This is a genomic window from Pseudactinotalea suaedae (assembly GCF_009733815.1).
Lineage (GTDB): Bacteria > Actinomycetota > Actinomycetes > Actinomycetales > Beutenbergiaceae > Pseudactinotalea > Pseudactinotalea suaedae.
The window spans coordinates 100,885-127,289 of sequence record NZ_WNXY01000012.1 but is presented as its reverse complement, the minus strand read 5'-3'; the positions used below and the strand labels follow the sequence as shown (position 1 = coordinate 127,289).

The window sequence follows — 26,405 nt, the reverse complement described above, 5'->3', positions numbered from 1 at the left end:
GGGGTGCGCGGGTCTCCGGGCGGCCGCCCGGCCACGGTGCGGGAGTCAGGGGAGCGGCCCGAGCAGTGCGGAGGCGACGGTGCTGTGCGCGGACTCGTCGTCGCTGGGGTGGAACAGCCCGGCGAGCACGTCGCGGTAGAGGCGGCTGAGCTCGTTCCTGGTGAAGTAGGAACCACCTCCACTGACGCGGATCGCGGCCTCGACGACGTCCTTCGCCGTCTCGGTGGCGAGCACCTTGGTGCCGGCGAGCTTGGCGAACCAGGCAGGCCCGTGGTCAGCCTGGGCGTCGACGTCGGCGGCGACCGCGTGCAGCTGGGTGGTCGCCGTCTCCAGGGCCATCGCCGCGCTCGCGAGACGCCAGCGGATGTCGGGGTCGTGCGCGTACACCTGGCCGGTCTTCATCGACGTCCTGGTCCGCACGGTCTCGACGGCCAGCTCGAGCGCCCGCTGGCCGATCCCCACGTACACGCTCGAGAGCAGCAGCTCGAAGCAGGCGAAGATCCCGAACACGAACGGGTCCGGGTTCGGGCCGGGTGGCAGGCGCCGCACGACGCGGTCCGCAGGGGCGTGGGCGCCGTCGAGCACCGTGGTCCGGGACTGCGTGGCGCGCATGCCGAGGGTGTCCCAGTCGTCCTTGGTCTCGGTGCCCTCGCGGGTGACGAAGCCGTACACGATGCGTGGGTCGTCGGGGTCGCCGGCGTCCAGGCCGTGGACGCCGAGCCGCGTCCAGGCGGGTGCGAGCGAGGTGAAGATCTTGGTGCCGTGGTAGCGGTAGCCGCCCTCGCCGTCGGGCCTGGCGTCGGTGGCCGAGCCGAACAGCACGAGGTCGTTGCCGCGCTCGGAGATCCCGAACGCGAACAGCTCGCCGGCGGCCGCCTCGCGGAGCAGGAAGTCCAGCGAGTCGTCGCCGCGCTCGTGCAGCACCCGGGCGACGCCGCACCACACCTGGTGCATGTTGATCGCCAGCGCGGTGGCGGGCGACGCGGCCGCCAGCCGCGACTGCTCCGTGACCAGCTCGAGCAGGCTCAGCCCGGCGCCGCCGAGCTCGGCGGGAGCGTGCGCGGCCAGATAACCGGCGGCGGTCAACGCCTCCAGGTCCTCGGTGGGAAAGGTGTTGTCCCGGTCGTGACCGGGAGCGCGGTCGTGGATCTGGCCGAGCAGGTCCTCGCTGAGGAACGTCATGGGTGCCACGGTAGCCGCGTCCCTGGTCGCGGCCCCCTGCAGGTGGTGGGATGAGGACATGCTGCGCGACACCCTCCGAGCCCTGCCGACCTTCCCCGCGGAGCTGCCGGTCCTGGACCCGGCCAGCGTCCCCGCGGACCCCCAGGAGCTGTTCCTGACCTGGCTCACCGACGCGATCGACTCCGGCGAGCGGCAGCCGACGGCGATGACGGTCACCACCGTGGACACGGACGGGCGCCCCGCCAGCCGCACCCTGATCGTCAAGGACGTCGACGAGCGCGGCATCCACTTCTCGAGCTCGCGCACCTCGCGCAAGGCCGCACATCTGGCGGCGCGCCCGGTCGCGACGTTGCTGTTCTTCTGGCGTCCGCTGGGTCGGCAGGTCGAGATCGACGGCGACGCGATCGCGCTCGACGAGGCCACCAGCCAGGCCGACTGGCGCGAGCGTCCCAGCTACGACGGCACCGACAACCCCGACTGGCAGGTGTGGGCCCTGCAGCCGCGCCGCCTCGAGTTCCTGCAGGCGACCCATGACCGCCGGCACGTCCGCATCGAGTACCTCCGTGAGCGCCACGGCTGGAGCCATCGCCGGCTGATGCCGAGCGAGCAGGCCCGTTGAGTCGCCGTGGTACCCCTGCGTGACCGGTGTTACTCATGTGACAGATGGGATCAATGGTCACGCAAATCCGCGGAACTATGCCGAAAACACGCCTTCAGAAGGTGGCGTTGACGCCGGTTCGCCGTAATGTCGGCTCCGGCGCTTCCCGATCGGGGAGCGATCAACTGAAGAGAAGGGGACAACGTGTCCGTCAACCGCACTGACCTCGTGGCCGCGATCGCCGAGAAGGCGAGCCTCACCAAGACCGACGCCGACAAGGCTCTGTCCGCGCTGCAGGAGGTGCTCGTGGACTCCCTGGGCAAGGGCGAGGCCGTCAAGGTCACGGGTCTGCTCTCCGTGGAGCGCGTCGAGCGCAAGGCTCGCACCGGCCGCAACCCCCGCACCGGCGAGGAGATCAAGATCCCCGCGGGCTTCGGCGTCAAGGTCTCGGCCGGCTCGGCCCTCAAGAAGGCTGTCACCAGCTGATCAGCTGAGCACCAGCGGCAGCATCGCCGCTGACACCAAGGCCCGGGAGCACCGCTCCCGGGCCTTTGCTGTCTGCACAGCTGCCGCGCAGGCGGGTCGCAACCGCCCCGCGAGGTTCGTACACTGGCAGCATGTCCGAACCGCTCCCTCCCAGCGCCCCTGAACCGGACCGGCTCTCCACCGCCGGGTCCACCGGAGTGCTGGAGCGGCCCGAGACGCGCGAGGAGGCCGCTCCGGGCGACGCCGAGCGGTACGCGCACTACGTCAAGAAGGAGAAGATCACCGCGGCAGCGGTCTCCGGAGGTCCGGTGGTGGCGCTGTGCGGCAAGGTCTGGACGCCGACGCGCGACCCGAGCAAGTTCCCCGTGTGCCCGGTGTGCAAGGAGATCTACGCATCGATGAACGGCGGCGGGGACTCCTCCGGTGGCAAGGGTTCCGACGGCGGTGGGTCGGGTCGGTCCGGCTTCTCCGGTCTGTTCGGGTTCGGCTCGCGCCGGTGACGCCGCCGCCCGAGGCCGGGCGGCACGAGGCGGGGGATGCCTCCGTCGGCGTGCGCCCGCACGAGCAGACGAACCCGCCGCAGCACCCGCAGCACCCCTCGGCGGCGGCCGCGACCCAGCTCTCGCCGGCGTACCCGGCGCGTGCGGCGTGGGGCACCGCCGGGCGGCTGCGCGCCTGGCAGGCCGCCGCGCTCGAGAGCTATCTCAGCCGCGCGCCGCGCGACTTCCTGGCGGTCGCGACGCCCGGCGCCGGCAAGACCACGTTCGCGCTGCGCGTGGCCACCGAGCTCCTCGAGACCGGCGTGGTGCGGCGGATCGCCGTGGTCGCGCCCACCGAGCATCTCAAGACCCAGTGGGCCGACGCCGCCGCGAAGGTCGGCATCAGCATCGATCCCACCTTCCGCAACGCCCAGGGCCGCCACGGCGCGCACTTCGACGGCGTCGCCCTCACCTACGCGCAGGTCGCCGCCAACCCGGCGCTGCACCGAGCCCGCACAGAGGCCGCGCCCACGCTGGTGATCCTCGACGAGGTGCACCACGGCGGCGACGCGCTGTCCTGGGGGGACGCGGTGCGCGAGGCCTTCGAGCCGGCCACCCGTCGGCTGGCGCTGACCGGCACGCCGTTCCGCTCCGACACCGCCGCGATCCCGTTCGTCACCTACGAGCGCGACGCCGAGGGCATCCGGCGCTCCCGCGCCGACCACTCCTACGGCTACGGCGACGCGCTGCGCGACGGCGTCGTGCGGCCCGTCATCTTCCTCGCCTACACCGGGCAGATGCGGTGGCGCACCCGCGCGGGCGACGAGGTCAGCGCACGCCTCGGCACCCCGATGACCAAGGACGCCATCGCGCAGGCCTGGCGCACCGCGCTCAACCCTGACGGCGAGTGGATCCGCTCGGTCCTCAAGGCCGCGGACACGCGGCTGTCCGAGGTGCGACGCAGCGTCCCCGACGCCGGCGGGCTCGTCATCGCCACCGATCAGGACACCGCACGGGCCTACGCCGCCCAGCTCCGCGCGATCACCGGGGAGCCGCCCGTGGTGGTGCTCTCCGACGACGCGGGCGCCTCCCAGCGCATCGAGACCTTCGGCGAGGGCGAGCAGCGCTGGATGGTGGCGGTGCGGATGGTCTCGGAGGGCGTAGACGTGCCGCGGCTTGCGGTCGGCGTCTACGCCACGGCTGCGGCGACGCCGTTGTTCTTCGCGCAGGCGATCGGCCGGTTCGTCCGTGCCCGCCGTCGCGGTGAGACGGCCTCGATCTTCCTGCCGTCGGTCCCGGTGCTGCTGGGGCTGGCCGGTGAGCTGGAGGCCGAGCGCGACCACGCGCTCGACCGCAAGACCAGCGACGAGCCGGGGGAGGTGCTGCTCGACGACGCGGCGCTGGAGCAGGCGAACCGGGAGGAATCGGCCAGCGACGGCATGCTCTCCGGCTTCGAGGCGCTCGAGGCGAACGCCAGCTTCGACAAGGTCCTCTACGACGGCGGTGAGTTCGGCGTCGGGGGCGACGTGGGCTCCGACGAGGAGCTCGACTTCCTCGGGCTGCCCGGGCTGCTCGACGCCGACCAGGTCGCCACGCTGCTGCGCCAGCACCAGGCCGAGCACGTCGCGAGAGCCCCGCGCAAGAACGGTACGGACGGGACCGCCGTCGTCGACCACCGCCGCCTGACCGAGCTCCGGAAGGAGCTCAACCAGCTCGTCTCGGCGTGGGCGCGCCGCTCGAGCACGCCGCACGGCGTGCTGCACACCCGGCTGCGGCAGCACAGCGGCGGCGGCGAGGTCGCGACCGCCACCTCGGAGCAGATCGAGAAGCGGATCGAGAAGGTCCGCGCCTGGTTCATCGGGAAGAGCTGACCTCGCGGGGCTGCGCGGCGACGCGGAGCGAGCTCAGCCCGACCGTTCGACGGTGGAGCGGATGCGCTCGGCTGTCGCGCTCGCCTCGCCCTCGGCGTATCTCGTGCGGGGCCAGAAGAACCCACGCAGCCCGTCGCCCTTGGTCCGCGGCACCACGTGCGTGTGCAGGTGCGGCACCGACTGGCTGACGACGTTGTTGATCGACACCCAGGTGCCCTGGGAGCCGAGGGCGTCAGGGATCACGCGGCTGAGCAGCTGCACGGTCCCGAAGTAGTCGCCGAGCCGGTCGGCCGGCAGGTCGGTCAGTGTGTCGACGTGCTCGGTGGGGATCACCAGGGTGTGCCCGTGGAAGACCGGCCGGATGTCGAGGAACGCGACCACGGTGTCGGTCCGCAGCACCTCGTACGCCTGCTCCTCGCCCGCGACGATGCGGCAGAACACGCAGGTGGTGGACACCAGCAGCACACCTCCTCCGGCTTGCGTCATGCGTGGGGTGGGACCGTTGCCGCCGAGCGTATGACGTCGGTGCGTGGCAGCGGAGCGGGGACGCCGTGTGTCAGAGCCGGACGTGCGTGGTCGGCAGCGCCGGGTCGCCGGAGGAGAGCCGGCGGGCGGAGGGCCCGAGCTCGCCGCGCGAGGTGGCGTGGCGCTCGGCGGCCAGCGTGACGCCGTCCGCGCCCAGGTAGCGCTGGTCGACCTGACCCGCCCGCACCAGCGGGACGTGCAGCATGCGCAGGTCGTCCTCCTCCGGGGTCCAGGCGGCGTCGGCGCCGGCGAGCACGACCTCCTCGACGGCCCGGCCCGCGGCGTCGAGCCGCCGCGCCGCGCTCTTGCGACCGGCGACCGAGGCCTTCGAGGTCGAGGCCTTGACGACCCCGGTCATGGTGCCGTCGGATCCTTCGCGCTCGACGAGCTTGTAGACCATGCCGCACGTCGGGGCGCCCGAGCCGGTGACCACGGAGGTGCCCACCCCGTAGGAGTCGACCGGCGCGATCGCGAGCGAGGCGATCGCGTACTCGTCCAGGTCGGAGGACACCACGATCCTGGTCCCGGCCGCGCCGAGCGCGTCGAGCTGGTCGCGGACCTCACGGGCGACCACACCGAGGTCGCCGGAGTCGAGACGGATCGAGTCGAGCCCGGTGCCGGCCGCCTCGATCGCGCGCCGCACGCCGGTCGCGATGTCGTAGGTGTCGACCAGCAGCGTGGTGTCGGGACCGTAGGCGGCGACCTGGGAGGCGAACGCGGCCTCCTCGTCGTCGTGCAGCAACGTGAAGGAGTGCGCCGCGGTGCCGATCGTCGGCAGCCCGTACGAGCGGCCCGCCTCGAGGTTGGAGGTGCCCGCGAACCCGCCAACCATCGCGGCGCGGGCCGCGGCGACCGCGGCATGCTCGTGCGCCCGCCGCGAGCCCATCTCCAGGCACGGCCGGCTGCCTGCCGCGGAGGTCATGCGCGAGGCCGCCGAGGCGACAGCCGAGTCGTAGTTGAGGATGCTCAGCACCACGGTCTCGAGCAGGATGCCCTCGGCGAACGTCGACTCGACCACGAGGATCGGTGAGCCGGGGAAGAACACCTCACCCTCGGCGTAGCCGTAGACGTCACCGGTGAAGCGGTAGTTGGCCAGGTACTCGAGCGTGACGTCGTCGACGACGCCGTTCTCCTGCAGGTACGCCAGCTCCGGCTCCCCGAAGCGGAAGTCGCGGATCGCTTCCAGCACCCGCCCGATCCCGGCCACCACGCCGTAGCGCCGGCCAGGCGGCAGCCGCCGGGTGAACACCTCGAACACGCACCGGCGGTGGGCGGTGCCATCGGCCAACGAGGCCTGCAGCATGGTGAGCTCGTAACGGTCGGTGAGCAGCGCCGTCGACATGCCGCACACGCTATCGGCAGGCTCTACCGCGGCGTGTCCGCCACCACTACCCTGAGCGCCACCCCTGCGCGTGATCGGAGCTGCGGTGAGCACGGAGATCCACGTCTACACCGGCGGTGAGGACCCCTTCGAGACCGAGCTGCTCGGGATCCGCCTGGTCATCCATGGCGGCAAGCCCGCAGGCGCGGAACCGGCGCCGCGGCCGCCTCAGGCGCCGGACGTCCTCGTCCCCACCCAGACCGGTTCGACCTATCGCGACCTGCGTGTCCGCGACCTCGACGACGCCGAGCTGCGCGCCCTGCTCGACGGCGTCGAGAACGGCGCCGACCTGCGCGTGCACCTGCCGTCGGGCCCGAGCGACCGCCTCCGCCTCGACGCGCTGATCGCCGGGCTCACAGACTCGCAGGCGACGCACCTGAAGGTCCATGTGCTCCCCGACGACGTCGATGGCTGAGACCCGCAACGACCTGAGCGGCGCCCGCGACCGGATCAGGGAGTCCGCGAAGTGGTTGACGGCGAGCGTCGGCGCCGTCGCCGCTGTGCTGGTCGCGGGGACCCAGCTCAGCAGCATCGGCAGCCTCGCGCTCGGGAGCACGCGGTTCTGGGTCGTTGTCGTCGGCGGCCTGCTCGCGCTCGCCGGTGTCGGTGCGGTGCTGTGGTCCACGATCGCGGCCCTCACGGCGCCGGCGGTGGGGCTGCACGCGCTCACGGGCGCGAAGCCTCCGCCGGGGGTCGAGGATGCCCTGGCCGACCCGTACCTGCTGGCCGGCCGGGCTGACGCCGCGGCACTGGCTGCGGACTACCGGGACGCGATCGCCGCCCGTGCACAGGCGTTCCGGGAGCATTACGCCGACCCGGACGACCAGGCGCTCCGCACAGCCGCACAGATCGCCGATGCCGACGTCACGCACCTCGACGGTCTCGTCGGCACGCTCCTCGACGTCACGGCGTACCAGGCGTTGGCGCAGCAGTGGCGCCGGAGTCGCACCACGCTCGTCGCCGGTGCGGCCGTGGCCGCCATCGGGATCAGCATGGTGGCGTGGGCGGCGAACCCGCCGGAGGGCGGTGCGGCCGGGAGCGCGGCCTCCCCGGCGGTGCTCACGGCACCGGAGGAGGCGACGCTGCAGCTCACCGACGCCGGCCGCGCCGCGCTCAGCGAGAAGCTCGGTCCGAGCTGCGACCTGGACGGCTCGCTGGAGGCGCTGGTGCTCGACATGGGAGACGCCGGTGCCGACGTGGTCGTCACCGCCGACGACTGCACGCCGACCCGGCTCCTGCTCGTGCCGGCATGGGGAGCGGTGGGCTAACCCGTCTCCAGCGTGACCAGCACCGGCAGGTGGTCGGAGGCGAGCGTCGACGTGACCTCGACGTCGAGCACCGCCAGGTCCGGGGTCACGAAGACGTAGTCGATGCGCTGCGAGGGCTCGTCGGCGGGGGACGTCAGGGCGCCGCCCGGATCGGCGTCGACCAGCCCGGTCGCGGCGATCGTCTCGTACGCCTCGCTGCCCTCCAGCATGTTGAAGTCCCCGCCGAGCACCACGGGTCCGCCGCCGGCGACCACCTGCTCCAGGATCGCGGCGAGGTCGGCGGCCTGGGCGGTGACGCCGTCGCCGGACGTGGGCTGCAGGTGGGTGGAGACGTAGGTGATCGGGCTGACCTCGCCCTGCACGACCACCGCACCGGCGCCGGTCACCGCTCCGTGCGAGGGCAACGGGTGCCGCTCGATGCTGACGCGGTCGGCGTCGATGAGCACGGCGTCACCCCAGACCGGGTCGGCGGCGGCGCCGAACCACGCGGTGCGTCCGAGCAGCCGCTCGAGGATCGCGAGCTGGTCCTGACCGCCGTTGAGGTACCAGCCGCGGTCGACCTCGCTGATCAGTGCGACCTGCGACCGCGCGAGCACGCGAGCCACCTCCAGCGTGCTGAAGCGGCCGTCGATGCCGTAGCCCATGCGCAGGTTGTATGCGGCGACCGTGGTGGTGCCGGGTACGGGTGTCGACGTCGCCACGGGCCGGATGGTCACCGACGGGCCGACGGCCGCCACCACCCCCGCGAGGACAGCGAGCCCGCCGAGGCCGCCACGGCGGATCGCCCGAGCGGCGCTCGTCCCGGTCGCTGCGCACCGCCGAGCAGGGCGAGGACCGCGATCAGGACCGCGACGGCGATCACCGCCACGTCGGCGCGGTAACCCAGGTCGTACCCCGCGTAGTAGGCGAACAGGAGCACCACCCAGACGACCCCGCCGATCGCGACGGTCGCAGGAGAACCCGCACGACCGCCGTCGGCGGCGGCCCACAGGTGCGCGAGCGCCGGCATCCCGACGAGGTAGCCGAGCGTCACCCAGGCCGGCGTCAACCCGTCGGTGACCACCACGAGGGCGCACACCACGACGGCGACCAGCGCGAGACCGGCGATCGCCGTGGACCGGCGGGAGACGCGGGCGCGGGCCGCGATGACCGCCGCGGCGGCGCCGGCCGCGAGCAGGCCCAGCCCGAGCCAGTCGGCGGCGGCGGACGCCCTGCCCGCGTTCGCGACCACCACGCCCGCGACGAACAGCCCCGGCCAGATCGTCCAGGCCAGGCGTCGGGGGAGTGCCGGGCCGGCGGCGCCCGCAGGATCGTGGACGGCGCCGCGCCCGGCACGGACCACGGTGAGCACCACGAGGCCGACCTGGGCGGCGAGCAGCAGCCACGCCCAGACGTCGGTGCGCCAGACCGCTCCCCAGGTCCCGAGCGCCGCATGGGTGAGCACGGACACCGCGACACCGGTGACCAGGCCGACCACCGCGACCTGGGCGTGCCGCGTCAGCGCCAGCGCCAGCCACGTCATCGCTGCCACGACACCGGCGGTGGCGAGCACCAGGTGCGGGTAGCCGCCCTCGCTGACCTGCAGCGCGACCCGCGCCACCACCGCCACGGCCAGCGCGACCCACGTGAGCCGCGCACCCGCCGTCGGACGCCGTCGCACCGCCAGCACGAGCGCCACGGGGACCAGCGCGCAGCCGAGGGCGAACGCCCCGATGTTCTCCGGGGGAGTCGAGGCAGCCTGGCCGACGATCGTGATCAGGGTCGGCGACCACGCACGGATCAGGTCCAGGAGCACCCAGACGCCGGCCGCGAGCAGCAACGTGGGCCAGGTCGTGCTGCGCTGCACGGGGGAGGTCATGAGGTCTTTCTATCGTGCTCGCCTAACCTGGTGCGGTGAGTGCGCACCCCGACGTCGAGCAGCGGGAGGAGACCGACGTCGTCGTCGACGCGGCCCGGCCCTGGGTCACCGTCGTCTGGAACGACCCGGTCAATCTGATGAGCTATGTCAGCTACGTGTTCCAGACCTACTTCGGCTACGACGAGCGCACCGCGAACACGCTGATGATGCAGGTCCACCAGGAGGGCCGGTCCGCCGTCTCGTCCGGGTCACGGGAGAAGATGGAGGTCGACGTCCAGGCCATGCACTCCTTCGGACTGTGGGCCACCATGCAGCAGGAGGACGCATGAAGGGCTTCGCGCGCAAGCGCGGTGTCTACGTGGCGCAGCTCGACCGGACCGAGCGGACCATCCTGTCCCGCGTGGTCGCCGACACGGCCCTGCTGCTGGGGACGCGGCTCGACATCGAGCGGCCCGCTGACGACGACGACCCGCTCGCCGGGCTGGCCTGGTCCGCCGACGGCGTCGCCGAGCCGAGCGACCCGGCGCTGGCACGGCTGCTGCCGAGCGCGTCCGAGGACGAGGACGTCGCCGCGGAGTTCCGTCGCCTGACCGAGGGCGACCTCCGGGCCGCCAAGGTCGAGCGGCTGCGGATGGTCTGGGGGGCGCTGCTGGCCCCCGGCGAGCGGCTCGAGGTGCTGCCCGAGCGGGCGATGGACTTCGCCGCCGCCCTCACCGACGTGCGGCTCGTGCTCGCCGAGCGGCTCGAGATCCAGACCGACGACGACGCCGACGCGGTCTACCAGGCCGCGACCCGTCGTCGTCGCTCCGGCGAGGTCGACGAGGTCCGCGCCGCGCTCGCGAGCCTGTACATGGCCCTGACGTGGCTGCAGGAGTCGTTGATGTCGGCGATGCTGAAGGCGCTCTGACCGCGAGGCCCGGCAGCCGGTGAAACGCGCCACATCCCGGTGATCTGGCATCGGTGATGACGGTGGGCGGCGGTAACGTCGGCGTCCGTGAGTGATGCGCCGATCGGGATCTTCGACTCCGGGGTAGGGGGTCTGACCGTCGCGCGCGCCGTGATCGACCAGCTGCCCAACGAGTCGATCCTCTACATCGGTGACACCGCCAACTCCCCGTACGGGCCGCAGCCGCTCGCGCAGGTGCGCGCCCACGCGCTCCGCGTCATGGACGATCTGGTCGCCCAGGGCGTGAAGATGCTGGTCATCGCGTGCAACTCCGCGTCCGCGGCGGTGCTGCGGGACGCCCGCGAGCGCTACACGGTCGCGCAGGGCGTGCCCGTGGTCGAGGTGATCCTGCCCGCGGTGCGGCGCGCGGTCGCCGCCACCCGCTCGGGGCGGGTCGGCGTGATCGGGACGCAGGCCACCATCAGCTCCCTCGCCTACGACGACGCCTTCGCCGCAGCCCCGCACCTCGCGCTCACGACGACGGCGTGCCCGCGGTTCGTCGAGTACGTCGAGCGGGGTGAGACGTCCGGCGACGAGCTGATCGACCTGGCGCGCAGCTACCTGGCGCCGGTCGTCGCGGCCGATGTCGACACACTGGTGCTCGGGTGCACCCACTACCCGCTGCTCACCGGCGTCATCTCCTACGTGACCGGCGACGCCGTCACGCTGGTGAGCAGCGCCGAGGAGACCGCCAAGGACGTCTATCGCACCCTGGTGGCGCACCACCTCGCAGCCGACCCGCACGCAGCCCCGACGTACTCGTTCCTCGCCACCGGTGACCCCAAGGCCTTCGACAAGCTCGCGCGCCGGTTCCTCGGCCCCGAGGTCGGTGCCCGCAGCGCGGCGGACGTCACCGGTGAGATCCCGAAGGTGGTCCTCTAGGTGCGCCTCGTCGTCGTCGGCTGCTCGGGATCGGTCTCCGGGCCCGACTCCGCCTCCTCCTGCTACCTCGTGCAGGCCGACGAGGGCGGGCGCACCACCTCGGTGCTGCTCGACCTCGGCTCCGGTGCGTTCGGGCAGCTGCTCCGGTACGCCCAGCCGGAGGACCTGGACGCGGTGCTGCTCTCGCACCTGCACGCCGACCACGTGGTGGACCTGGCCTCGCTCGACGTCTACCTGCGCTACGGACCGGGCGCCCCCCACCCGCGGATGCCGCTCTGGGGCCCGGAGGGGACCGGGCAGCGGCTGGTGGACCTGGTCGGTGAGCCCGAGGAGGGCCTGTGCGCCTACGAGACGCACACCGTGGCCGCCCGTGAGCCGATCCGGATCGGGTCGCTGCAGATCGAGCCGTTCGCGGTGCTGCACCCGCTGCCCGCGTTCGCGTTCCGGATCACCGGCCCGGCGGAGGATGGCAGCGGCACCCGCACCCTGGTCTACACCGGCGACACCGACAGCTGCGAGGGCGTCACGGCCGCCGCGGCCGGTGCCGACCTGCTGCTGTCCGAGGCGGCGTTCGAGGAGGGCCGCGACGAGGTGCGCGGCATCCACCTGACCGGCCGGCGCGCCGGAGCACTGGCGACCGAGGCCGCCGTCGAGCGCCTCGTGCTGACCCACATCCCGCCGTGGACCTCCCGGGAGAAGGTGCGCGCCGAGGCCTGCACCGCCTACGGCGGCCCTGTCGACGTGGCTCAGCCCGGGGTGACGTTCGCGCTCTGAGGTCGGTGCGCGCGGCCCGCGGCCGGCGCGGCGCTGTGGTCAGGCTCACAGCGGGAGCGCGGGAAGCGAGCGGAGATCCGCGTCGTCCCGGTCGTCCCGGCCACGGATGGCGGCTCGGGAGCCGTCCGTTCCGTGACCGCGGGCACCCGTGACGCCGTCCGCTCGCTACTCTCGCGGTCATGGCTGAGCCCACCGAGAACCTCGACACGGCAGCGAACGGCATCGCCACCGGCTCGCGCACCGGAGCGGTGTCGGAGATGCCCGATGCCCTGCGTCACGACGTCCGGCTGCTCGGTGAGCTGCTGGGCACCGTCATCGCCGAGAGCGGTGGCGAGGACCTGCTCGCCGACGTCGAGCGGCTGCGCGAGCTGACGATCCGCGCCTACACCGAGTCCGGCACCGAGGCGTTCGACGCGGCGGTCGCGTTCGTCGACCAGCTGAGCCTGGACCGCGCCGAGCTGCTTTCCCGCGCCTTCACCTGCTACTTCCACCTGGTCAACCTGGCCGAGGAGTTCCACCGCATCCGCGTGCTCCGTGAGCGCGAGAGCGAGGCCGCCGGCGGTTCCTCGCGCGGACCCGAGGACTCGCTCGCCGGTGCGGTCGCGCAGCTGCGCGAGGAGCTGGGTGAGGAGGAGACGCGCCGTCGCATCGCCGGGCTGGAGTTCCGTCCGGTCCTGACCGCGCACCCCACCGAGGCACGCCGTCGGGCCGTCGCCGCCTGCATCCGACGCATCAGCGATCTCGTCGCCCAGCGCGACGACCCGCGGATGACCCGGCGGGCGATGGAGGAGAACCGCCGCGACCTGCTGTCCGAGATCGACACGCTCTGGCGCACCTCGCCGCTGCGGCTCGACAAGCCCACGCCGCTGGACGAGGTACGCACCGCCATGGGCGTCTTCGACGAGACCCTGTTCACGGTGCTGCCCAAGGTCTACCGGGCGTTCGACGACCTGCTCGCCGACGACCCCTCGCAGCCGCGCCCGCCGGTGGTGCCGCCGTTCGTGCGGCTCGGCTCGTGGATCGGTGCCGACCGCGACGGCAACCCCAACGTGACCGCCTCGATCACCCGGGCGGCCGCAGGCATCGCCTCCGAGCACGTGCTGCTCGGCCTCGAGCGGGCGGCGGTCCGGATCGGTCGTGGGCTCACCCTCGAGGCCGCCACCACACCGCCCTCGCCCGAGCTCGACGCGCTGTGGGCGCGTCAGCGACGCCTGGCCGAGGCCCTGACCGCGGACATCGCCGGGCGCTCTCCCGACGAGCCCTACCGGCGCGTCATGCTGACGATCGCCGAGCGCATCGGTGCGACCCGCCGTCGGGACGCCGACCTGGCCTACCCGGACGTCGAGGAGCTGCTCGCGGACCTGCGGGTCGTGCAGGGCGCGCTCGCCACCAGCGACCCGCGCAAGGCCTACGGCGACATCCAGTCGCTGATCTGGCAGGTGGAGACCTTCGGCTTCCACCTCGCCGAGCTCGAGGTGCGCCAGCACTCCGCCGTCCACGCCAAGACACTCGCCGAGGTCGACGGCGGCGGCCCGCTCTCGGAGATGAGCGAGGAGGTCCTCGAGACCTTCCGCGCCATCGCGACCGTGCAGCGCCGCTACGGCGTCAAGGGTGCGCGCCGCTACATCGTCTCCTTCACGCAGGAGGCCCAGGACCTCGCGAACGTGTTCCGGCTCGCCGAGGTGGCGCTCGGGTCCGCCGACGACGCCCCGGTCATCGACGCGATCCCGCTCTTCGAGACCTTCGAGGACCTGCAGAACTCCGTCACGATCCTCGACGGCATGCTCGAGCTGCCGCAGGTGCAGAAGCGGCTCGCTGCCACCGACCGCCGCCTCGAGGTGATGCTGGGCTACTCCGACTCCAGCAAGGACGTCGGGCCGGTCTCGGCCACGCTCGCCCTGTACGACGCACAGAGCCGGATCGCGGAGTGGGCCGAGCGCAACGACATCACGCTCACGCTCTTCCACGGTCGCGGCGGAGCCCTGGGGCGCGGCGGCGGCCCGGCCAACCGCGCGGTGCTGGCGCAGCCTCCGGGCTCGGTCGACGGCCGCTTCAAGCTGACCGAGCAGGGCGAGGTGATCTTCGCCCGCTACGGCGACCCGGTGATCGCCTCCCGCCACATCGAGCAGGTGGCCGCGGCGACGCTGCTCCAGGCCACCCCGACGATCTCGGAGCGCAACTCCGGTGCCGCTCGCGACTTCGCCGACGTGGCGGAGCGGATGGATGCCTCCTCGCGCGAGCGGTTCTACCAGCTGGTGCGCGCCGAGGGCTTCCCGCAGTGGTTCGCGACCGTGACCCCGCAGGAGGAGGTGGGATGGCTCGCGATCGGCTCCCGCCCGGCCCGCCGCGGGCTGTCGATGGAGTCGCTCGAGGACCTGCGGGCGATCCCGTGGGTGTTCGCGTGGACGCAGGCGCGGATCAACCTCACCGGCTGGTTCGGGCTGGGCACCGCGCTCGCGAGCGTCGGCGACCTCGATCGGCTGCGCGAGGCGTACCAGCGCTGGCCGCTGTTCGCCACGATGATCGACAACGTCGAGATGTCGCTGGCGAAGACCGACGTCCGGATCGCCAAGCGCTACCTCGCGCTCGGGGACCGGCAGGACCTGGCCGACCTCGTGCTCGAGGAGATGGAGCTCACCAAGGACTGGATCGTCCGGATCACGGGCCAGGAGCGGCTGCTCGCCGGGCACCGCGTGCTCGGCCGGGCCGTGCAGCTGCGCTCGCCGTACGTGGACGCGCTGTCGCTGATCCAGCTCCGCGTCCTGACCGCCCTGCGCGCCCACGACTCCGACGACGCCACCGACGCCAAGCTCCGCCGCGTGATGCTGCTCTCGGTCAACGGCGTCGCCGCGGGCCTGCAGAACACCGGCTGACCCCCACCCCCAGGTTTCAACACGATTCCGTCCACCCCCAGGTTTCAACACGTTTCCGTTCACGGCGGGGGTGAACGGAATCGTGTTGAAACCTGGTGTGGGGGCGGGGCGCTGGGTGACGGAGGGGGTGCGGGGACCTCGTAGGGTGGGGGACCGTGACCGAGACCAGCTCCGCCGTGAACCCGCCCGTCGTTCGTGCCGATGGACGCGCGCCCGACCAGCTCCGACCCGTGTCCTTCACGCGCGGCTGGTCCGACCACGCGGAGGGGTCGGTGCTCGTGCAGTTCGGCGGCACCCGGGTGCTGTGCACCGCCTCGTTCACCGACTCGGTGCCGCGCTGGCGCAAGGGTTCCGGGCTGGGCTGGGTGACCGCCGAGTACTCGATGCTGCCGCGCGCGACCACCACCCGGTCCGACCGCGAGTCCGTCAAGGGCAAGATCGGCGGCCGTACCCACGAGATCTCCCGCCTGATCGGCCGCTCGCTGCGCGCCATCATCGACCTGTCCGCGCTCGGTGAGAACTCGATCGTGCTCGACTGCGACGTGCTGCAGGCCGATGGTGGCACCCGCACCGCCGCGATCACCGGGGCCTACGTGGCGCTCGCCGACGCCGTGGCGTGGGGACGCGAGCACGGGGCGATCAAGCGCGACGCCACCGTGCTGACCGACTCGGTCTCCGCCGTCAGCGTCGGGATCATCGACGGCACCCCGATGCTCGACCTGCCCTACGTCGAGGACGTCACCGCCGAGACCGACATGAACGTCGTGGTCACCGGCTCCGGCAGCTTCGTGGAGGTCCAGGGCACCGCCGAGGGGGCGCCGTTCGACCGCGCCGAGCTCGACCAGCTCCTCGACCTCGCCCTCGCGGGCACCGCCGGGCTCGCCCGGCTCCAGACGGCGGCGCTCGCCGAGCCGTTGACCCGCACCGCCGAGCCGGGTCCCCTCGCGCGATGACGATCTCGCCGAGGCTCGTGCTCGCCACCCGCAACGACCACAAGCTGCAGGAGCTCCGCGACATCCTCGCCGCGGCCGGCGTGCCCACGGACGGGGTGGTCAGCGCCGCCGACGTCGACGGCCCCGACGTGCCCGAGACCGGCGTGACCTTCGCCGAGAACGCTCTTCTCAAGGCGCGCGCCCTCGTCGCCCACACCGGGCTGCCGGCCGTGGCTGACGACTCGGGCTTCGCCGTCGACGTCCTCGGCGGTTCGCCCGGGGTGTTCTCGGTCTACTGGGCCGGTCGCCAGCGCGACGACGCCGCCAACAACGCGCTGCTGCTCGCTCAGCTCGAGGACGTCGGTCCCGAGCACCGCGGCGCCCAGTTCGTGTGCGCCGGCGCACTGGTGACCCCGGACGGTCGCGAGGAGGTCCGCGAGGGCGTGGTACGCGGCCGGTTGCTCACCGAGCCGGTCGGCGGCGGCGGCTTCGGCTACGACCCGCTGTTCATGCCGGACGGCCACGACCGCAGCTACGCCCAGCTCACCTCGGAGGAGAAGAACGCGATCTCGCACCGTTCCCGGGCGTTCCGCGAGCTCGCGCCGCTGATCGCCGAGCTGCTGGCCTGACGCCCAGCGGGCTACAGGCCTCGGCGGCGCCGGCTGACCAGCACCAGGGCGAGCCCGGCGAGCAGCACCAGTCCGGCCAGCAGGGCACCGGCTGTCCCGATCCCGGTGGTGGGCAGGTTCGTGCCGTCGCCTGCTGAGCCGTCGGTCGGGGAGCTCGAGCTGTCGGTCGGGGAGCCGTCGGTGGGCGTCTCATCGACCGGCGGCACGTCCGCGGGATCGATGACGATCACCAGCTCGGCCGGCACCGGGTCGTTCACGGTGACCGTGAACGTGTAGGTCCCGGCGCTGGTCGGGGTCCCGGAGATCGTGCCGTCGGTGGACAGTGTGAGCCCCGGGGGGAGGTCGCCGACGGCGAGCGCCCAGGTGTAGTCCGAGTCCAGGCCACCGGTGGCCTCCAGCTGGGCGCGGTAGGCGACGCCCACCGTGCCCGAGGGGAGCGCGTCGGTGCTGACTGCCAGCGGTGCGAACGGTGTGGCCTCGGCCGGCTGCGCGGGGGCCGACTCGCCGACGGCGTTCACCGCGATGACCGTGTAGACGTAGGTGGTCCGGTTCGTCACGTCCGAGTCGGTGAAGGAGGTCGCGTCCAACGGCTCGCCGGTCAGCGCCGTGCCCAGCAGGCCAGGCTCGGTCGAGCGGTAGACGAGGTAGCCGAGCACGGGGGACTGCCCGTCGTCGGCCGGCGGCGACCAGGTGAGGTCGACCGATCCGTCACCGGCGCTCGCCACCAGGTCCAGCGGTGCCGTCGGTACGGACACGAACGTCACCAGCACGGGGGTCGCCAGCTCGGTGGAGCCGGCGACGGCGGTGTAGCTGACCTGCTCGGCCACGTCGTCGGTCACGGTGAAGGTGACGATCCCGTCGCCGTCGGAGGGCCCGCTCGATGCCGAGATCTGGGAGCTGCCGCCGTCAGCGGTCAGGCTGACCTCCTCGCCGGCGACGGCGTTGCCCTGGGCGTCCCGGAGCGTCACCGTGATCGTCGAGGCGGCCACGCCGTCCGCGGCGACCGTGGTCGGGTCGGCCGTCAGGGTCGACTCGGTGGCCGAGACGGCGCCGGCGACAAAGGTCACCGTGGTCGTCGCGTCCAGCGTGAGGTCGTCGGCGGCGAGTGCCTGGATCAGCAGGGGGACGACGGCGGGACTCACCGTGGCGCCGTAGGTCACCTGTTCCGCGACCGTGCTGGTCACGGAGAACACGACCCTCCCGTCGCTGCCGGTGATCGCCGTGGGCGGTGCGATCACCGAGCTGCCGCCATCGGCGACCAGGGTGACGACCTGCCCCGGAACCGGGTTGCCCTGGGCGTCGACGATCACCGCGGTGATGCTCGAGATGCTCTGGCCATCGGCGACGACGGTGGTCGGCTCGGCGGTCAGTGTCGAGCCGCTCACGGAGACCTCGCCGACGGTGAACGTCACGGCCGCCGAGTCATCGATCTCGGTGCCGCCGGCGGTGGCGGTGTAGGTGACCTGCTCCGCCACGGTGTCGGTCACGGTGAACGTGACCACGCCGTCGGCGTCGGAGGGCCCGCTGGGCTCGGAGATCACCGAGGAGCCGCCTCCGGCGGCCAGGGTCACCGAGAGCCCGGGGACCGGGTTGTCGTTCGCGTCCAGGAGCGTGACGGTGATCGTGGCGGCGCTCTCGCCGTCGGCGGTGACCGAGGTGGGGTTCGCGGTGACGCTCGAGGCTGTCGGGGAGACGGCACCGGCCGTGAACTGCACCTGCGCCGTCTGCGTGAGCGCGGTGTCGCCGGCGGTGGCGGTGTAGGTGACCTGCTCGGCCACGGTGTTCGTGACGCTGAAGCTGACCATGCCGTCGGCGCCCGAGGACCCGCTGGGTTCGGAGATCGTCGAGGAGCCGCTCGTTGCGGCCAGCGTCACGGCCTGGCCGGGAATCGCGTTGCCGGTGGCGTCGCGGAGGGTGACTGTGATCGTCGAGGTGCTCTCGCCGTCGGCGGTGACCGAGGTCGGGCTGGCAACAACGGTCGAGGCGATGGGGGAGACGGACCCGGCGGTGAACGTGACGGCCGCGGTCTGGTCGATCTGGGTGCCGCCGGCGGTGGCGGCGTAGGTGACCTGCTCGGCCACGGTGTTCGTGACGCTGAAGCTGACCATGCCGTCGGCGCCCGAGGACCCGCTGGGTTCGGAGATCGTCGAGGAGCCGCTGCTTGCGGCCAGTGTCACGGCCTGGCCCGGAATCGCGTTGCCGGTGGCGTCGCGGAGGGTGACGGTGATCGTCGAGGTGCTCTCGCCGTCGGCGGTGACCGTGGTCGGGCTGGCAACAACGGTCGAGGCGATGCGGGAGACGGACCCGACGGTGAACGTGACGGCCGCGGTCTGATCGATCTGGGTGCCACCGGCAGTGGCGGCGTAGGTGACCTGCTCGGCCACGGTGCTCGTCACGGTGAACGTGACGACGCCGTCGGCGTCCGAGGGGCCGCTAGCCTCGGAGATCACCGAGGACCCACCGCCGGCGGCCAGGGTCGCCGACTCACCGGCGACAGGGTTGCCGTTCGCGTCGCGGAGGGTGACGGTGATCGTCGAGGCGGTCTCGCCGTCGGCCGGCACCTCGGTGGGCGTGGCGGTCACGGTCGAGCCGGCGGCCGCGACCGGCCCGGCGGTGAAGGTGACGTCGGTCGAGTAGGTGAGCGCTGCACCGTCGACAGTCGCGGTGATGGTGACCTGCTCGGCCACGGTGTCGGTCACGAGGAACGTCACCACGCCGGCACTGTCGGACGGGCCGCTGGCGGGCTGGGCGATCGCGCTGCCGGAGAGCTGCAGCGCGACGGTCTTCCCAGCCATCGGCTGCCCCACGGTGTTTCTGACCGTCACCGTGACGGTGGACGTGCTGGCGCCGTCGGCGATCACCGAGGTCGGGGCGGCGGTCACCGTCGAGACATCCAACGACACACCGGCAGGCGCGATCGTCATCGACAGTTCCTGGCTGTCGGTCTGCAGGTTCGCATCGGTCACGGTGACCGTGAAGGTCCAGGTGCCGGCGGCGCTGGGGATACCGATGATGCTGCTGCTGCTCAGCTGCAGTCCCGGCGGGAGGTCGCCACCGGAGAGGGACCAGGTGTAGGGCACAGCTCCGCCGCTGGCGGCCAGGTTCGCGATGGAGGCAGAGCCGACAGTGCCGTCCGGAAGGGTGGTGGTGGTGATCGTCGGGGCCTCGACCGGAGCGTTCACGACCTGGGTCAGGGGAGCCGAGGTGGAGGCGAGGTACTGCCCGGAACCGGAGAACGCCGCCGTGATCGAGTGGCTGCCGCTGGTGAAGGTCTGGGTGCAGGTCGCCTCACCGCTGGCGGGGTCCACCGGGACATCGGCGCACAGCGTCGTCGACCCGTCGGAGAAGTTGACGGTCCCGCCGCCCGGGTTCGGGGCGACGTCCGCCGTGAACGTGACGGCCTCATCAGCCATCGACGGGTTCGCCGACGACTCCACCGTGGTGGTGGTGTTGATGTTGATGACCGGTGGGGTCGACATCAGGGCCAGCGTGTGTGCTCCACCTGCCGACAGCGCGACGACACGGGACAGATCGCTCGGCACCTCGAGCTGTGCGGCGGAGTTGTCGCCCCATGCCAGGATCGTGCCGTCGCCGGTCCGGGCCACACCGTGGTACCAGCCGGCGGACACCTCGACGGCGTCACTCAGGTCGGGGACGTCCGTCTCTCCCCGGCCGTCGCCACCCCAGGCCACGAGGGAGCCGCCGGTCAGCGCCAGGCTCCACACGCCGCCGGCCTCGATCTGGGTGACCTCACCGAGACCGCCGGGCGGGCTCAGCTGGCCCCAGGAGAAGCCACCCCAGCCGGCCACCGTGCCGCTCGGGGTCAGGGCATAGGTGTGGAAGGTGCCGGCGGAGATCGTGGTCGCGAACAAATCGTCCGGAACAGCGTGCTGGCCCTGGTTGTTCAGTCCCCAGACCACGACGCTGCCGTCCGATCTCAGCGCCACGGCGTGGAAGTCGCCGGCGGCGATCGCCACCACATCGGTGAGATCGCCCGGCACGTCGGTCTCACCGTTCACGTTGCGACCCCAGGCCACCACAGTTCCGTCGGCCTGCAACGCCAGGCTGTACTGAGCGCCGGCATCGATCGCCACCACGTCGCTCAGGCCGGACGGTATGTCGGTCTCGCCGGCCCGGTTGCCGCCCCAACCCACGACCGTCCCGGACGCGGTCAGCGCCAGGCTGTGATCGGTGCCGGCCGCCACAGCGATGACGTCGTCGAGTCCCTCCGGCACGTCGATCTGCCCGGCTGGGTCGGGGGCCGGCACCTCGTACCCGCCGTCGTGGACGTTGGCGCCCCAGGCCGCCACGTGACCGGCGACGGTGGGGTAGACGACCTGCAGCAGCCTGCCGGACACGCTGGCAGCGACGGCGTCCGTCCCGGAGAACTCAGCCGTGACGACGTACCGGCCGGCGTCGAGGTCGGGCGTGCAGGTCGCGGTGCCGGAGGCGTCGACGGGCACAGCGTCGCACCCCTCGATCGCGCTGTCGCGGTCGAGGAAGGCGACCGTGCCGCCGTCGGGCACGGGGTCCACGGTGGCGGTCAAGGTGACCGTGTCGGTCTCTCGCGCCGGGTTCACGCCGGAGGTGACGGAGGTCTGGCTCCCGGGCAGCTCTTCCCAGCCGGCGAACAGGGTGACCGAGAGCGGGGCGTTGGTGGCCGAGCCGGTCCCGATCACGGTCTGCTCGGTGACCGGCTGCCCGGTGCCGGAGGCGGAGGTGAACCAGCCCGTGAAGCCGTGACCCGGCCGGGTCGGCGCGGTGGCGGGCAGCGTCAGCGCGCCCGCCTCGAGGGTGGGGGCGAACAAGCGCAGCGGTTCCGGAGCGCCGTCGCCACCGTTGGCGTCGAAGGACACCAGGTAGTGGCGGCCGGTCACGGCGAGCGTATCGACGTCCACGATGCCGGTGTTCGCGATCGCGCCGTCGTTGTCGAGCCTGCCGCCGCCGGTCAACGTGCCGGAGTTCGTGACGGTGACGCCCTCAGGGATGCTGATGTAGCTCGCGGCCGGGATCGTCACCGTGCCGGCGTTGCTGAGCGACCCGAGCCCGCTCCCGCCGGAGCCGGGACCGATGGCGACGGAGGTGGCTGACGCGCCCGAGGCGGTGACGGCGGCGCCGGAGCCGATCATGACGTCGCCGCCGCCACCCTCCTGACCGCCTCCGATCCCTGCGGCCAGACCACCACCGACGGCGGTCACCTCGCCCCCGTTGATCGTGATCGCACCGGCGCTCTCGAGGTAGTCGCCACCGATGCCTGCGCCGAAGGCCCCGCCGGTCGTGGTCAGGACGGCGCCGCCCACGCTGTCCTCGATCACCAGCGCCGCCCCCGGCGGCACCGCGATGCCGGCGTGGTCACGCTGGCTGCTGATCGTCACCTGGTGGCCGGCCAGGTCGAGGGTCACCGTTCGCCCCTCGGCGACTGCAGGTCCTTGGCTGGAGACGATGTCGGCGTCGGCCGTCACGGTGCAGGTGTCTGCGCCGTCGCAGTCGAACGCCTCGACGAGCTCAGCGCCCGTGGTCACCGTGGCGTCGGCCGCCGCTGCGGGTGGTACCGACGCGATCAGGCCGACGACGACGAGCAGCGCGCTGGACACCCCCGCGATCGTTCGGCGCAAGACAAACGGCATCGATGCCCCAGCTGGCCGCACTTGTTATCCCCCCGAAAATGGACATGCGAGCACGTGATCTTGGCATGCCCTTGACGTCCGTGTCGAGGTGCGCTCCCTGTCTGGGGCGGGTCAGCGCGCAGGCAGCACGCTCAACAGCTGCACCTTCGAGCGGCAGATCAGGCGCTCAGAGCAGCCGCCCCGTGACGGCCAGCGCGGTGCGGATCAGGGCGGAGTGACCGTCGACCATCTCCGCGAGGATCTCGGGCGCGATGATCTGCTCGGGCGTGAACCAGTCGATGTCGAGCGCGTCCTGCTGGGGCTGGCAGTCGCCCTCGACGGGGATGATGAACGCGAGCGAGACCGCGTGCTGGCGCGGGTCGTGGTAGGCGGTGATCCCCGGCGTCGGGAAGTACTCCGCGACCGTGAACGGCACCGGCGAGACCGGGAGCCGGGGGAGCGCCATCGGCCCGAGATCCTTGTCGAGGTGGCGCGCCAGGGCGTCCCGGATGCGCTCGTGGTACATGACGCGACCGCTGACCAGCGCGCGCTGGATCCCGCCCTCGCGTGGGGTCCGCAGCAGCGTGCCGACCGCGGTGATCACGCCGTCGGCGTCGACCCGGACGGGGATCGCGTCCACGTACAGGATCGGCATGCGACGCCTGATCACCGCCAGCTCCTCGGGGGAGAACCAGCTGCCGATGTCGTCCGTGCCTACCTCGCTCACGTCCTAGTTCTACCCTGTCGCCGCCTCGCTCGCACGGCGCCACACCCGCGAGGGGACGTCAGGCGTCGTGACGCCACAGGGTCTGGCCGCTCTGGTCGAGCACGACGGCGGAGGGCGAGCCCTCCAGGTCGAGCGTCACCTCGAGGTGGGTCCCGGGTCCGAGGGCCCGGTAGCGCAGCCGGGTGTTCGTGAGGTCGAGCACCTCGGTGCGCGACGCCGTCAACCAGGGATGGCGCCGCCGCAGCGAGATCAATGCGCGGTGCGCCTGCAGCGCCCGGCCGGCGGCGCCCTCGGCCGCGATCTCGGCGGCCGAGCCCGGCAGCTCGGGCCGCACCGCGTCGTCGCCGCCGAGGCGTTCCTCCTTGGTGCCGAGCCAGCCGAGGTCGTCGCCGTAGTAGATCGAGGGCAGTCCCGCCACGGTCATGAGCACGGTCAGCGCCAGCGCCGCGCGGTCGTGCCCCAGCGTGGTCGCGATGCGCGTCACGTCGTGGTTGCCCACGAACGTGTTCGGCAGGAACGTGTCCAGCAGCTCCTGGTGGCGGCCCAGCGCGTGCGCGAGCTCGAAGAAGTTGGCATCGAGCAGGCTCGACCAGATCGCCTTCCACAGCTCGTACTGCGTCACCGAGTCCACGCCCGACGCCGTGACGAAGCCCGCGTAGTCGCCGTGGATCACCTCGCCCAGGAACCACGCCTGCGGGTGCCGCTCGCGGACCCGGGGCAGCACCTGCGCCCAGAACTGCGCGGGCACCGAGTAGGCGGCGTCGAGCCGCCAGCCGTCGATGCCGCGATCGAGCCAGTGGCACATCACCTCGACCGCGAGGTCGACGGCGGCGCTCCCGTCGTGCCTGAGCCTCACCAGGGCGTCGTGGCCCTCGAAGACGCGCGGCGCCGGGCCGCCGTCGGCGTCCCAGTCGATGTCGAGGAGCGCGCCGGCGGTGGAGTCCGGGCCGCCGGCCAGGGCGGCCGCCACCTCCGGGTGCGCCCGGCCGACGTGGCTGAACACCCCGTCGAGGAGCACGCGGATGCCCCGCTCGCGGCAGCTCGCGACCAGGTCCACGAGGTCGGCCTCGGTGCCCAGCCGCGGGTCGACCTGGAAGAAGTCGGTCGTGTCGTACCCGTGGCTGGTGGAGGCGAAGACCGGCCCGAGGAGCAGCCCGTTGGCGCCGAGCTCGATCACGTGGTCCAGCCAGGGCTGCAGGCGCCGCAGCCGCGGCCCGGGCGTGGGGTCGGGCTCGTGGATCGGTGCGCCGACCGCGCCCAACGGGTAGACGTGCCACCAGATCGTGTCGGCGGCCCAGGCGGGCGGGACGTTGCTCATCGCCCCACCGTAGGCGGGAGCGTGCGCGAGGTGGGACTCGAACCCACACGCCCGAAGGCACAGGAACCTAAATCCTGCGCGGCTGCCAGTTACGCCACTCGCGCTCCTCGACATAGCGTAGGTGCCAGGACCATCCCCCCATGATCGGAAGCACGTGCCCGACCAGCCCACGCCCACGCTCGTCCTCGACTTCGACGGCACGCTGTGCCTCGGTGACGACCCGATCCACCTGTTCGCCGACGAGCTGAGCAAGCTCGTCGACGACCACGAGAGCGCCGCGGAGGTGCGTCGGCGCCTGGAGGCCTTTCTCGACGGTCGGGAGCGCGTCGAGGACGCCGAGGACGGCTATCACGCGCTGTTCTACCTCGGTGCCCCGTTCGCGCTCCCGCCGGAGGAGGTCGCTGCGGCCTACCGCCGGTCGCGTGAGCGGATGGAGGCGGGCGAGGGCAGCGCGTACGCACCGGAGGGGATCGTCGAGCTTCTCGACGACGTCCGGGCCGCGGGCGTGCGCGTGGTGCTGGTGACCAACGCGCCGTCGGTGGGCGCCGTGACGTGGCTCACGGGCGTGCGGATCGCCGAGCGTCTCGACGCCGTGATCCCGGACGCCGGGAAGCCGGCCCGCATGGCGGAGCACCTGAGCACCCTGCTGGCACAGAGCGGCGCCGTCGACTCGCCCGAGTACCTGGCGAGCGTGGGCGACGTCTGGGTCAACGACGTCGAGCCGGCGATGCAGCTGGGCGCTCGCGGGTTCCACATCGACCGGTACGGGTCGGGTCGGGCGCCCAGCACCGCCAGCGCGCCGACGATCGAGGAGCTCTACCCGGTGATCCGTGCGTGGGCGCAGGACCCGGTCGGGCTGCTCGCTTCGCAGACCTGACCGCCCGCGACTGTTTACCTGATCGATACCTCCGCGACCTCGCCGCCCCTGGCGCTCGCTGCTGCCGGTCAGTAGCGTGCAACGCGTGTTCACATCCGGGCGTGCGGGCGCAATGTCGTTACTCCCACCGGCTCCCGGTCCGCGACGTCACGAGCCCGAGGTCAGCATGAAGCGTTCCACTCTCGCCCCAGCCATCGCCGCCGCGGCGGTGCTCGCCCTCACCGCCTGCGGCAGCGGCAGCGGTGACGACCCGACCGGTGGTGACGACGCCGGCGGCGATGGCGCCGAGGGTCTGCCCGACACGCTCATCCTCGGCCTGGTGCCCTCGGTCGAGGTCGACCAGCTCACCGAGGACGCCGACGAGCTGGGCGAGCTGCTCAGCGCCGAGCTGGGCGTCGACGTCGAGACCTTCATCTCCACCGACTTCGCCGCGCTGGTCGTCGGCATGCAGACCGGGCAGGCCGACATCGGCATGTTCGGCCCGATCGCGTTGGTCAACGCCGTCGACCAGGCCGGTGCGCAACCGATCCTGCAGTCGGTGCGCTACGGCTCCTCGACCTATCACACGCAGTGGTTCACCACCGATACCGACACCTACTGCCTCGACGAGGTCATCACCGAGGCCGACGACGAGGGCAACGAGTACGCCTACTGCAACGGCGCCGAGGCCCAGGAGGGCCCCACGGGCGAGGACGCCCTCGCGCTGATCCCCGCAGACGCCGCCATCTCGTTCGTCGACGCCTCCTCGGCCTCGGGCTACTTCTACCCGGCCACCCAGCTCGGCCAGATCCTCGGCGTCGACCCGGCCACCGAGCTCACCGGGGCCGCCTTCGCCGGTGGTCACCCGAACTCGGTGCAGAGCGTCGAGCGTGGCGACGCCGTCGTGGGCACCAGCTTCAACGACGCCCGCGAGAACCTCATCGAGGAGAACCCCGAGATCGGCACCGCCGTGACCGTCTTCGCCTCCTCGCCCGAGATCCCCAACGACGGCATCGCCGTCAACGGTGAGCTCTCGGCCGAGGCGATCCAGCAGATCACCGATGCGTTCATGGCCATCTCCGAGACCGAGGAGGGCGCCGAGGTCCTCAAGGACATCTACGACATCGACGGTCTCGCACCGGCCGACATCGAGGCGCTCGACACCGCACGCCAGGTGGCGCAGGCCTTCAACGAGAGCTGAGGGCCGACCGCCT

General features: G+C 72.4%; 23 protein-coding genes and 1 tRNA gene. 15 read left to right on the top strand and 9 right to left on the bottom strand.

Going from position 1 to position 26,405, the window contains the following annotated elements:
- Nucleotides 1-45: 45 nt before the first annotated feature.
- Nucleotides 46-1,182 (bottom strand): acyl-CoA dehydrogenase family protein, encoded by a 1,137-nt coding sequence (locus tag GPA04_RS18875; protein WP_156225763.1) that lies wholly within the window; start codon nt 1,180-1,182, stop codon nt 46-48.
- Nucleotides 1,183-1,240: 58 nt separating this feature from the next.
- On the opposite strand from GPA04_RS18875, the gene GPA04_RS18870 reads away from it, so the two are divergent.
- The 4 genes from GPA04_RS18870 to GPA04_RS18855 all read left to right on the top strand — a co-directional run bounded on the left by GPA04_RS18870 (nt 1,241) and on the right by GPA04_RS18855 (nt 4,616).
- Nucleotides 1,241-1,801: a pyridoxine/pyridoxamine 5'-phosphate oxidase gene (locus GPA04_RS18870; protein WP_156225762.1), complete on the top strand. Its 561-nt coding sequence runs from the start codon at nt 1,241-1,243 to the stop codon at nt 1,799-1,801.
- Between the two features lie 183 nt (nt 1,802-1,984).
- A complete protein-coding gene (locus GPA04_RS18865) occupies nt 1,985-2,266 on the top strand; it encodes an HU family DNA-binding protein (RefSeq protein ID WP_156225761.1) in 282 nt (93 codons plus the stop codon).
- A gap of 131 nt (nt 2,267-2,397) precedes the next feature.
- Nucleotides 2,398-2,766, top strand: coding sequence for a DUF3039 domain-containing protein (locus GPA04_RS18860; RefSeq protein WP_156225760.1), 369 nt, complete (start codon nt 2,398-2,400; stop codon nt 2,764-2,766).
- A gap of 50 nt (nt 2,767-2,816) precedes the next feature.
- Nucleotides 2,817-4,616 carry a DEAD/DEAH box helicase gene (locus GPA04_RS18855; RefSeq protein ID WP_156225818.1) on the top strand — a complete coding sequence of 600 codons (1,800 nt, stop codon included), beginning with the start codon at nt 2,817-2,819 and terminating at the stop codon, nt 4,614-4,616.
- A 33-nt stretch (nt 4,617-4,649) separates the two neighbouring features.
- Here the strand turns inward: GPA04_RS18855 and GPA04_RS18850 are convergent, their stop codons facing one another.
- Nucleotides 4,650-5,072, bottom strand: a complete 423-nt coding sequence (locus tag GPA04_RS18850) for an HIT family protein (RefSeq protein WP_241680917.1) — start codon at nt 5,070-5,072, stop codon at nt 4,650-4,652.
- Nucleotides 5,073-5,172: 100 nt separating this feature from the next.
- Nucleotides 5,173-6,483 carry a nicotinate phosphoribosyltransferase gene (locus GPA04_RS18845; RefSeq protein WP_156225758.1) on the bottom strand — a complete coding sequence of 437 codons (1,311 nt, stop codon included), beginning with the start codon at nt 6,481-6,483 and terminating at the stop codon, nt 5,173-5,175.
- Between the two features lie 85 nt (nt 6,484-6,568).
- Between GPA04_RS18845 and GPA04_RS18840 the strand changes: the two genes are divergently transcribed.
- Both GPA04_RS18840 and GPA04_RS18835 read left to right on the top strand, forming a co-directional pair.
- Nucleotides 6,569-6,937 (top strand): hypothetical protein, encoded by a 369-nt coding sequence (locus tag GPA04_RS18840; RefSeq protein WP_156225757.1) that lies wholly within the window; start codon nt 6,569-6,571, stop codon nt 6,935-6,937.
- On the top strand, nt 6,930-7,790 hold the full coding sequence (locus tag GPA04_RS18835; protein WP_156225756.1) for a hypothetical protein: 861 nt from the start codon (nt 6,930-6,932) through the stop codon (nt 7,788-7,790). Before GPA04_RS18840 ends, GPA04_RS18835 begins: the two co-directional genes overlap by 8 nt.
- Here GPA04_RS18835 and GPA04_RS18830 read toward each other — a convergent pair.
- On the bottom strand, nt 7,787-8,491 hold the full coding sequence (locus GPA04_RS18830; protein WP_156225755.1) for an endonuclease/exonuclease/phosphatase family protein: 705 nt from the start codon (nt 8,489-8,491) through the stop codon (nt 7,787-7,789). The genes GPA04_RS18835 and GPA04_RS18830 overlap by 4 nt on opposite strands.
- An 11-nt stretch (nt 8,492-8,502) precedes the next feature.
- Nucleotides 8,503-9,648, bottom strand: coding sequence for a hypothetical protein (locus tag GPA04_RS18825; RefSeq protein ID WP_156225754.1), 1,146 nt, complete (start codon nt 9,646-9,648; stop codon nt 8,503-8,505).
- A 35-nt stretch (nt 9,649-9,683) separates the two neighbouring features.
- Between GPA04_RS18825 and clpS the strand changes: the two genes are divergently transcribed.
- The 7 genes from clpS to rdgB all read left to right on the top strand — a co-directional run bounded on the left by clpS (nt 9,684) and on the right by rdgB (nt 16,684).
- Nucleotides 9,684-9,977, top strand: a complete 294-nt coding sequence (gene clpS / locus GPA04_RS18820; RefSeq protein ID WP_156225753.1) for an ATP-dependent Clp protease adapter ClpS — start codon at nt 9,684-9,686, stop codon at nt 9,975-9,977.
- Nucleotides 9,974-10,555 carry a DUF2017 domain-containing protein gene (locus tag GPA04_RS18815; protein ID WP_156225752.1) on the top strand — a complete coding sequence of 194 codons (582 nt, stop codon included), beginning with the start codon at nt 9,974-9,976 and terminating at the stop codon, nt 10,553-10,555. The genes clpS and GPA04_RS18815 overlap by 4 nt, the downstream gene beginning before the upstream one ends.
- Nucleotides 10,556-10,642: 87 nt before the next feature.
- A complete protein-coding gene (murI, locus tag GPA04_RS18810; protein WP_156225751.1) occupies nt 10,643-11,476 on the top strand; it encodes a glutamate racemase in 834 nt (277 codons plus the stop codon).
- Nucleotides 11,477-12,250 (top strand): MBL fold metallo-hydrolase, encoded by a 774-nt coding sequence (locus GPA04_RS18805; protein WP_156225750.1) that lies wholly within the window; start codon nt 11,477-11,479, stop codon nt 12,248-12,250. It abuts the gene before it with no gap.
- A 179-nt stretch (nt 12,251-12,429) separates the two neighbouring features.
- Nucleotides 12,430-15,123, top strand: a complete 2,694-nt coding sequence (locus GPA04_RS18800; protein ID WP_241680916.1) for a phosphoenolpyruvate carboxylase — start codon at nt 12,430-12,432, stop codon at nt 15,121-15,123.
- Nucleotides 15,124-15,278: 155 nt separating this feature from the next.
- Nucleotides 15,279-16,076: a ribonuclease PH gene (rph, locus tag GPA04_RS18795; protein ID WP_156225749.1), complete on the top strand. Its 798-nt coding sequence runs from the start codon at nt 15,279-15,281 to the stop codon at nt 16,074-16,076.
- Nucleotides 16,073-16,684 carry an RdgB/HAM1 family non-canonical purine NTP pyrophosphatase gene (rdgB, locus tag GPA04_RS18790; RefSeq protein WP_156225748.1) on the top strand — a complete coding sequence of 204 codons (612 nt, stop codon included), beginning with the start codon at nt 16,073-16,075 and terminating at the stop codon, nt 16,682-16,684. The genes rph and rdgB overlap by 4 nt, the downstream gene beginning before the upstream one ends.
- A gap of 11 nt (nt 16,685-16,695) precedes the next feature.
- Here rdgB and GPA04_RS18785 read toward each other — a convergent pair whose 3' ends face one another.
- From GPA04_RS18785 to GPA04_RS18770, 4 genes are all read right to left on the bottom strand, one after another.
- A complete protein-coding gene (locus tag GPA04_RS18785) occupies nt 16,696-22,278 on the bottom strand; it encodes an Ig-like domain-containing protein (protein ID WP_156225747.1) in 5,583 nt (1,860 codons plus the stop codon).
- A 199-nt stretch (nt 22,279-22,477) separates the two neighbouring features.
- Nucleotides 22,478-23,017: an NUDIX hydrolase family protein gene (locus GPA04_RS18780; protein WP_156225746.1), complete on the bottom strand. Its 540-nt coding sequence runs from the start codon at nt 23,015-23,017 to the stop codon at nt 22,478-22,480.
- A 58-nt stretch (nt 23,018-23,075) separates the two neighbouring features.
- Nucleotides 23,076-24,335: an alpha-amylase family protein gene (locus GPA04_RS18775; protein WP_156225745.1), complete on the bottom strand. Its 1,260-nt coding sequence runs from the start codon at nt 24,333-24,335 to the stop codon at nt 23,076-23,078.
- Between the two features lie 22 nt (nt 24,336-24,357).
- Nucleotides 24,358-24,439 (bottom strand) — tRNA-Leu (locus tag GPA04_RS18770).
- A gap of 50 nt (nt 24,440-24,489) precedes the next feature.
- On the opposite strand from GPA04_RS18770, the gene GPA04_RS18765 reads away from it, so the two are divergent.
- Together GPA04_RS18765 and GPA04_RS18760 are read left to right on the top strand one after the other, a co-directional pair.
- On the top strand, nt 24,490-25,212 hold the full coding sequence (locus tag GPA04_RS18765) for an HAD family hydrolase (protein ID WP_162458664.1): 723 nt from the start codon (nt 24,490-24,492) through the stop codon (nt 25,210-25,212).
- Between the two features lie 166 nt (nt 25,213-25,378).
- Nucleotides 25,379-26,392: a phosphate/phosphite/phosphonate ABC transporter substrate-binding protein gene (locus GPA04_RS18760; protein ID WP_156225743.1), complete on the top strand. Its 1,014-nt coding sequence runs from the start codon at nt 25,379-25,381 to the stop codon at nt 26,390-26,392.
- The last annotated feature ends 13 nt before the right edge of the window (nt 26,393-26,405 follow it).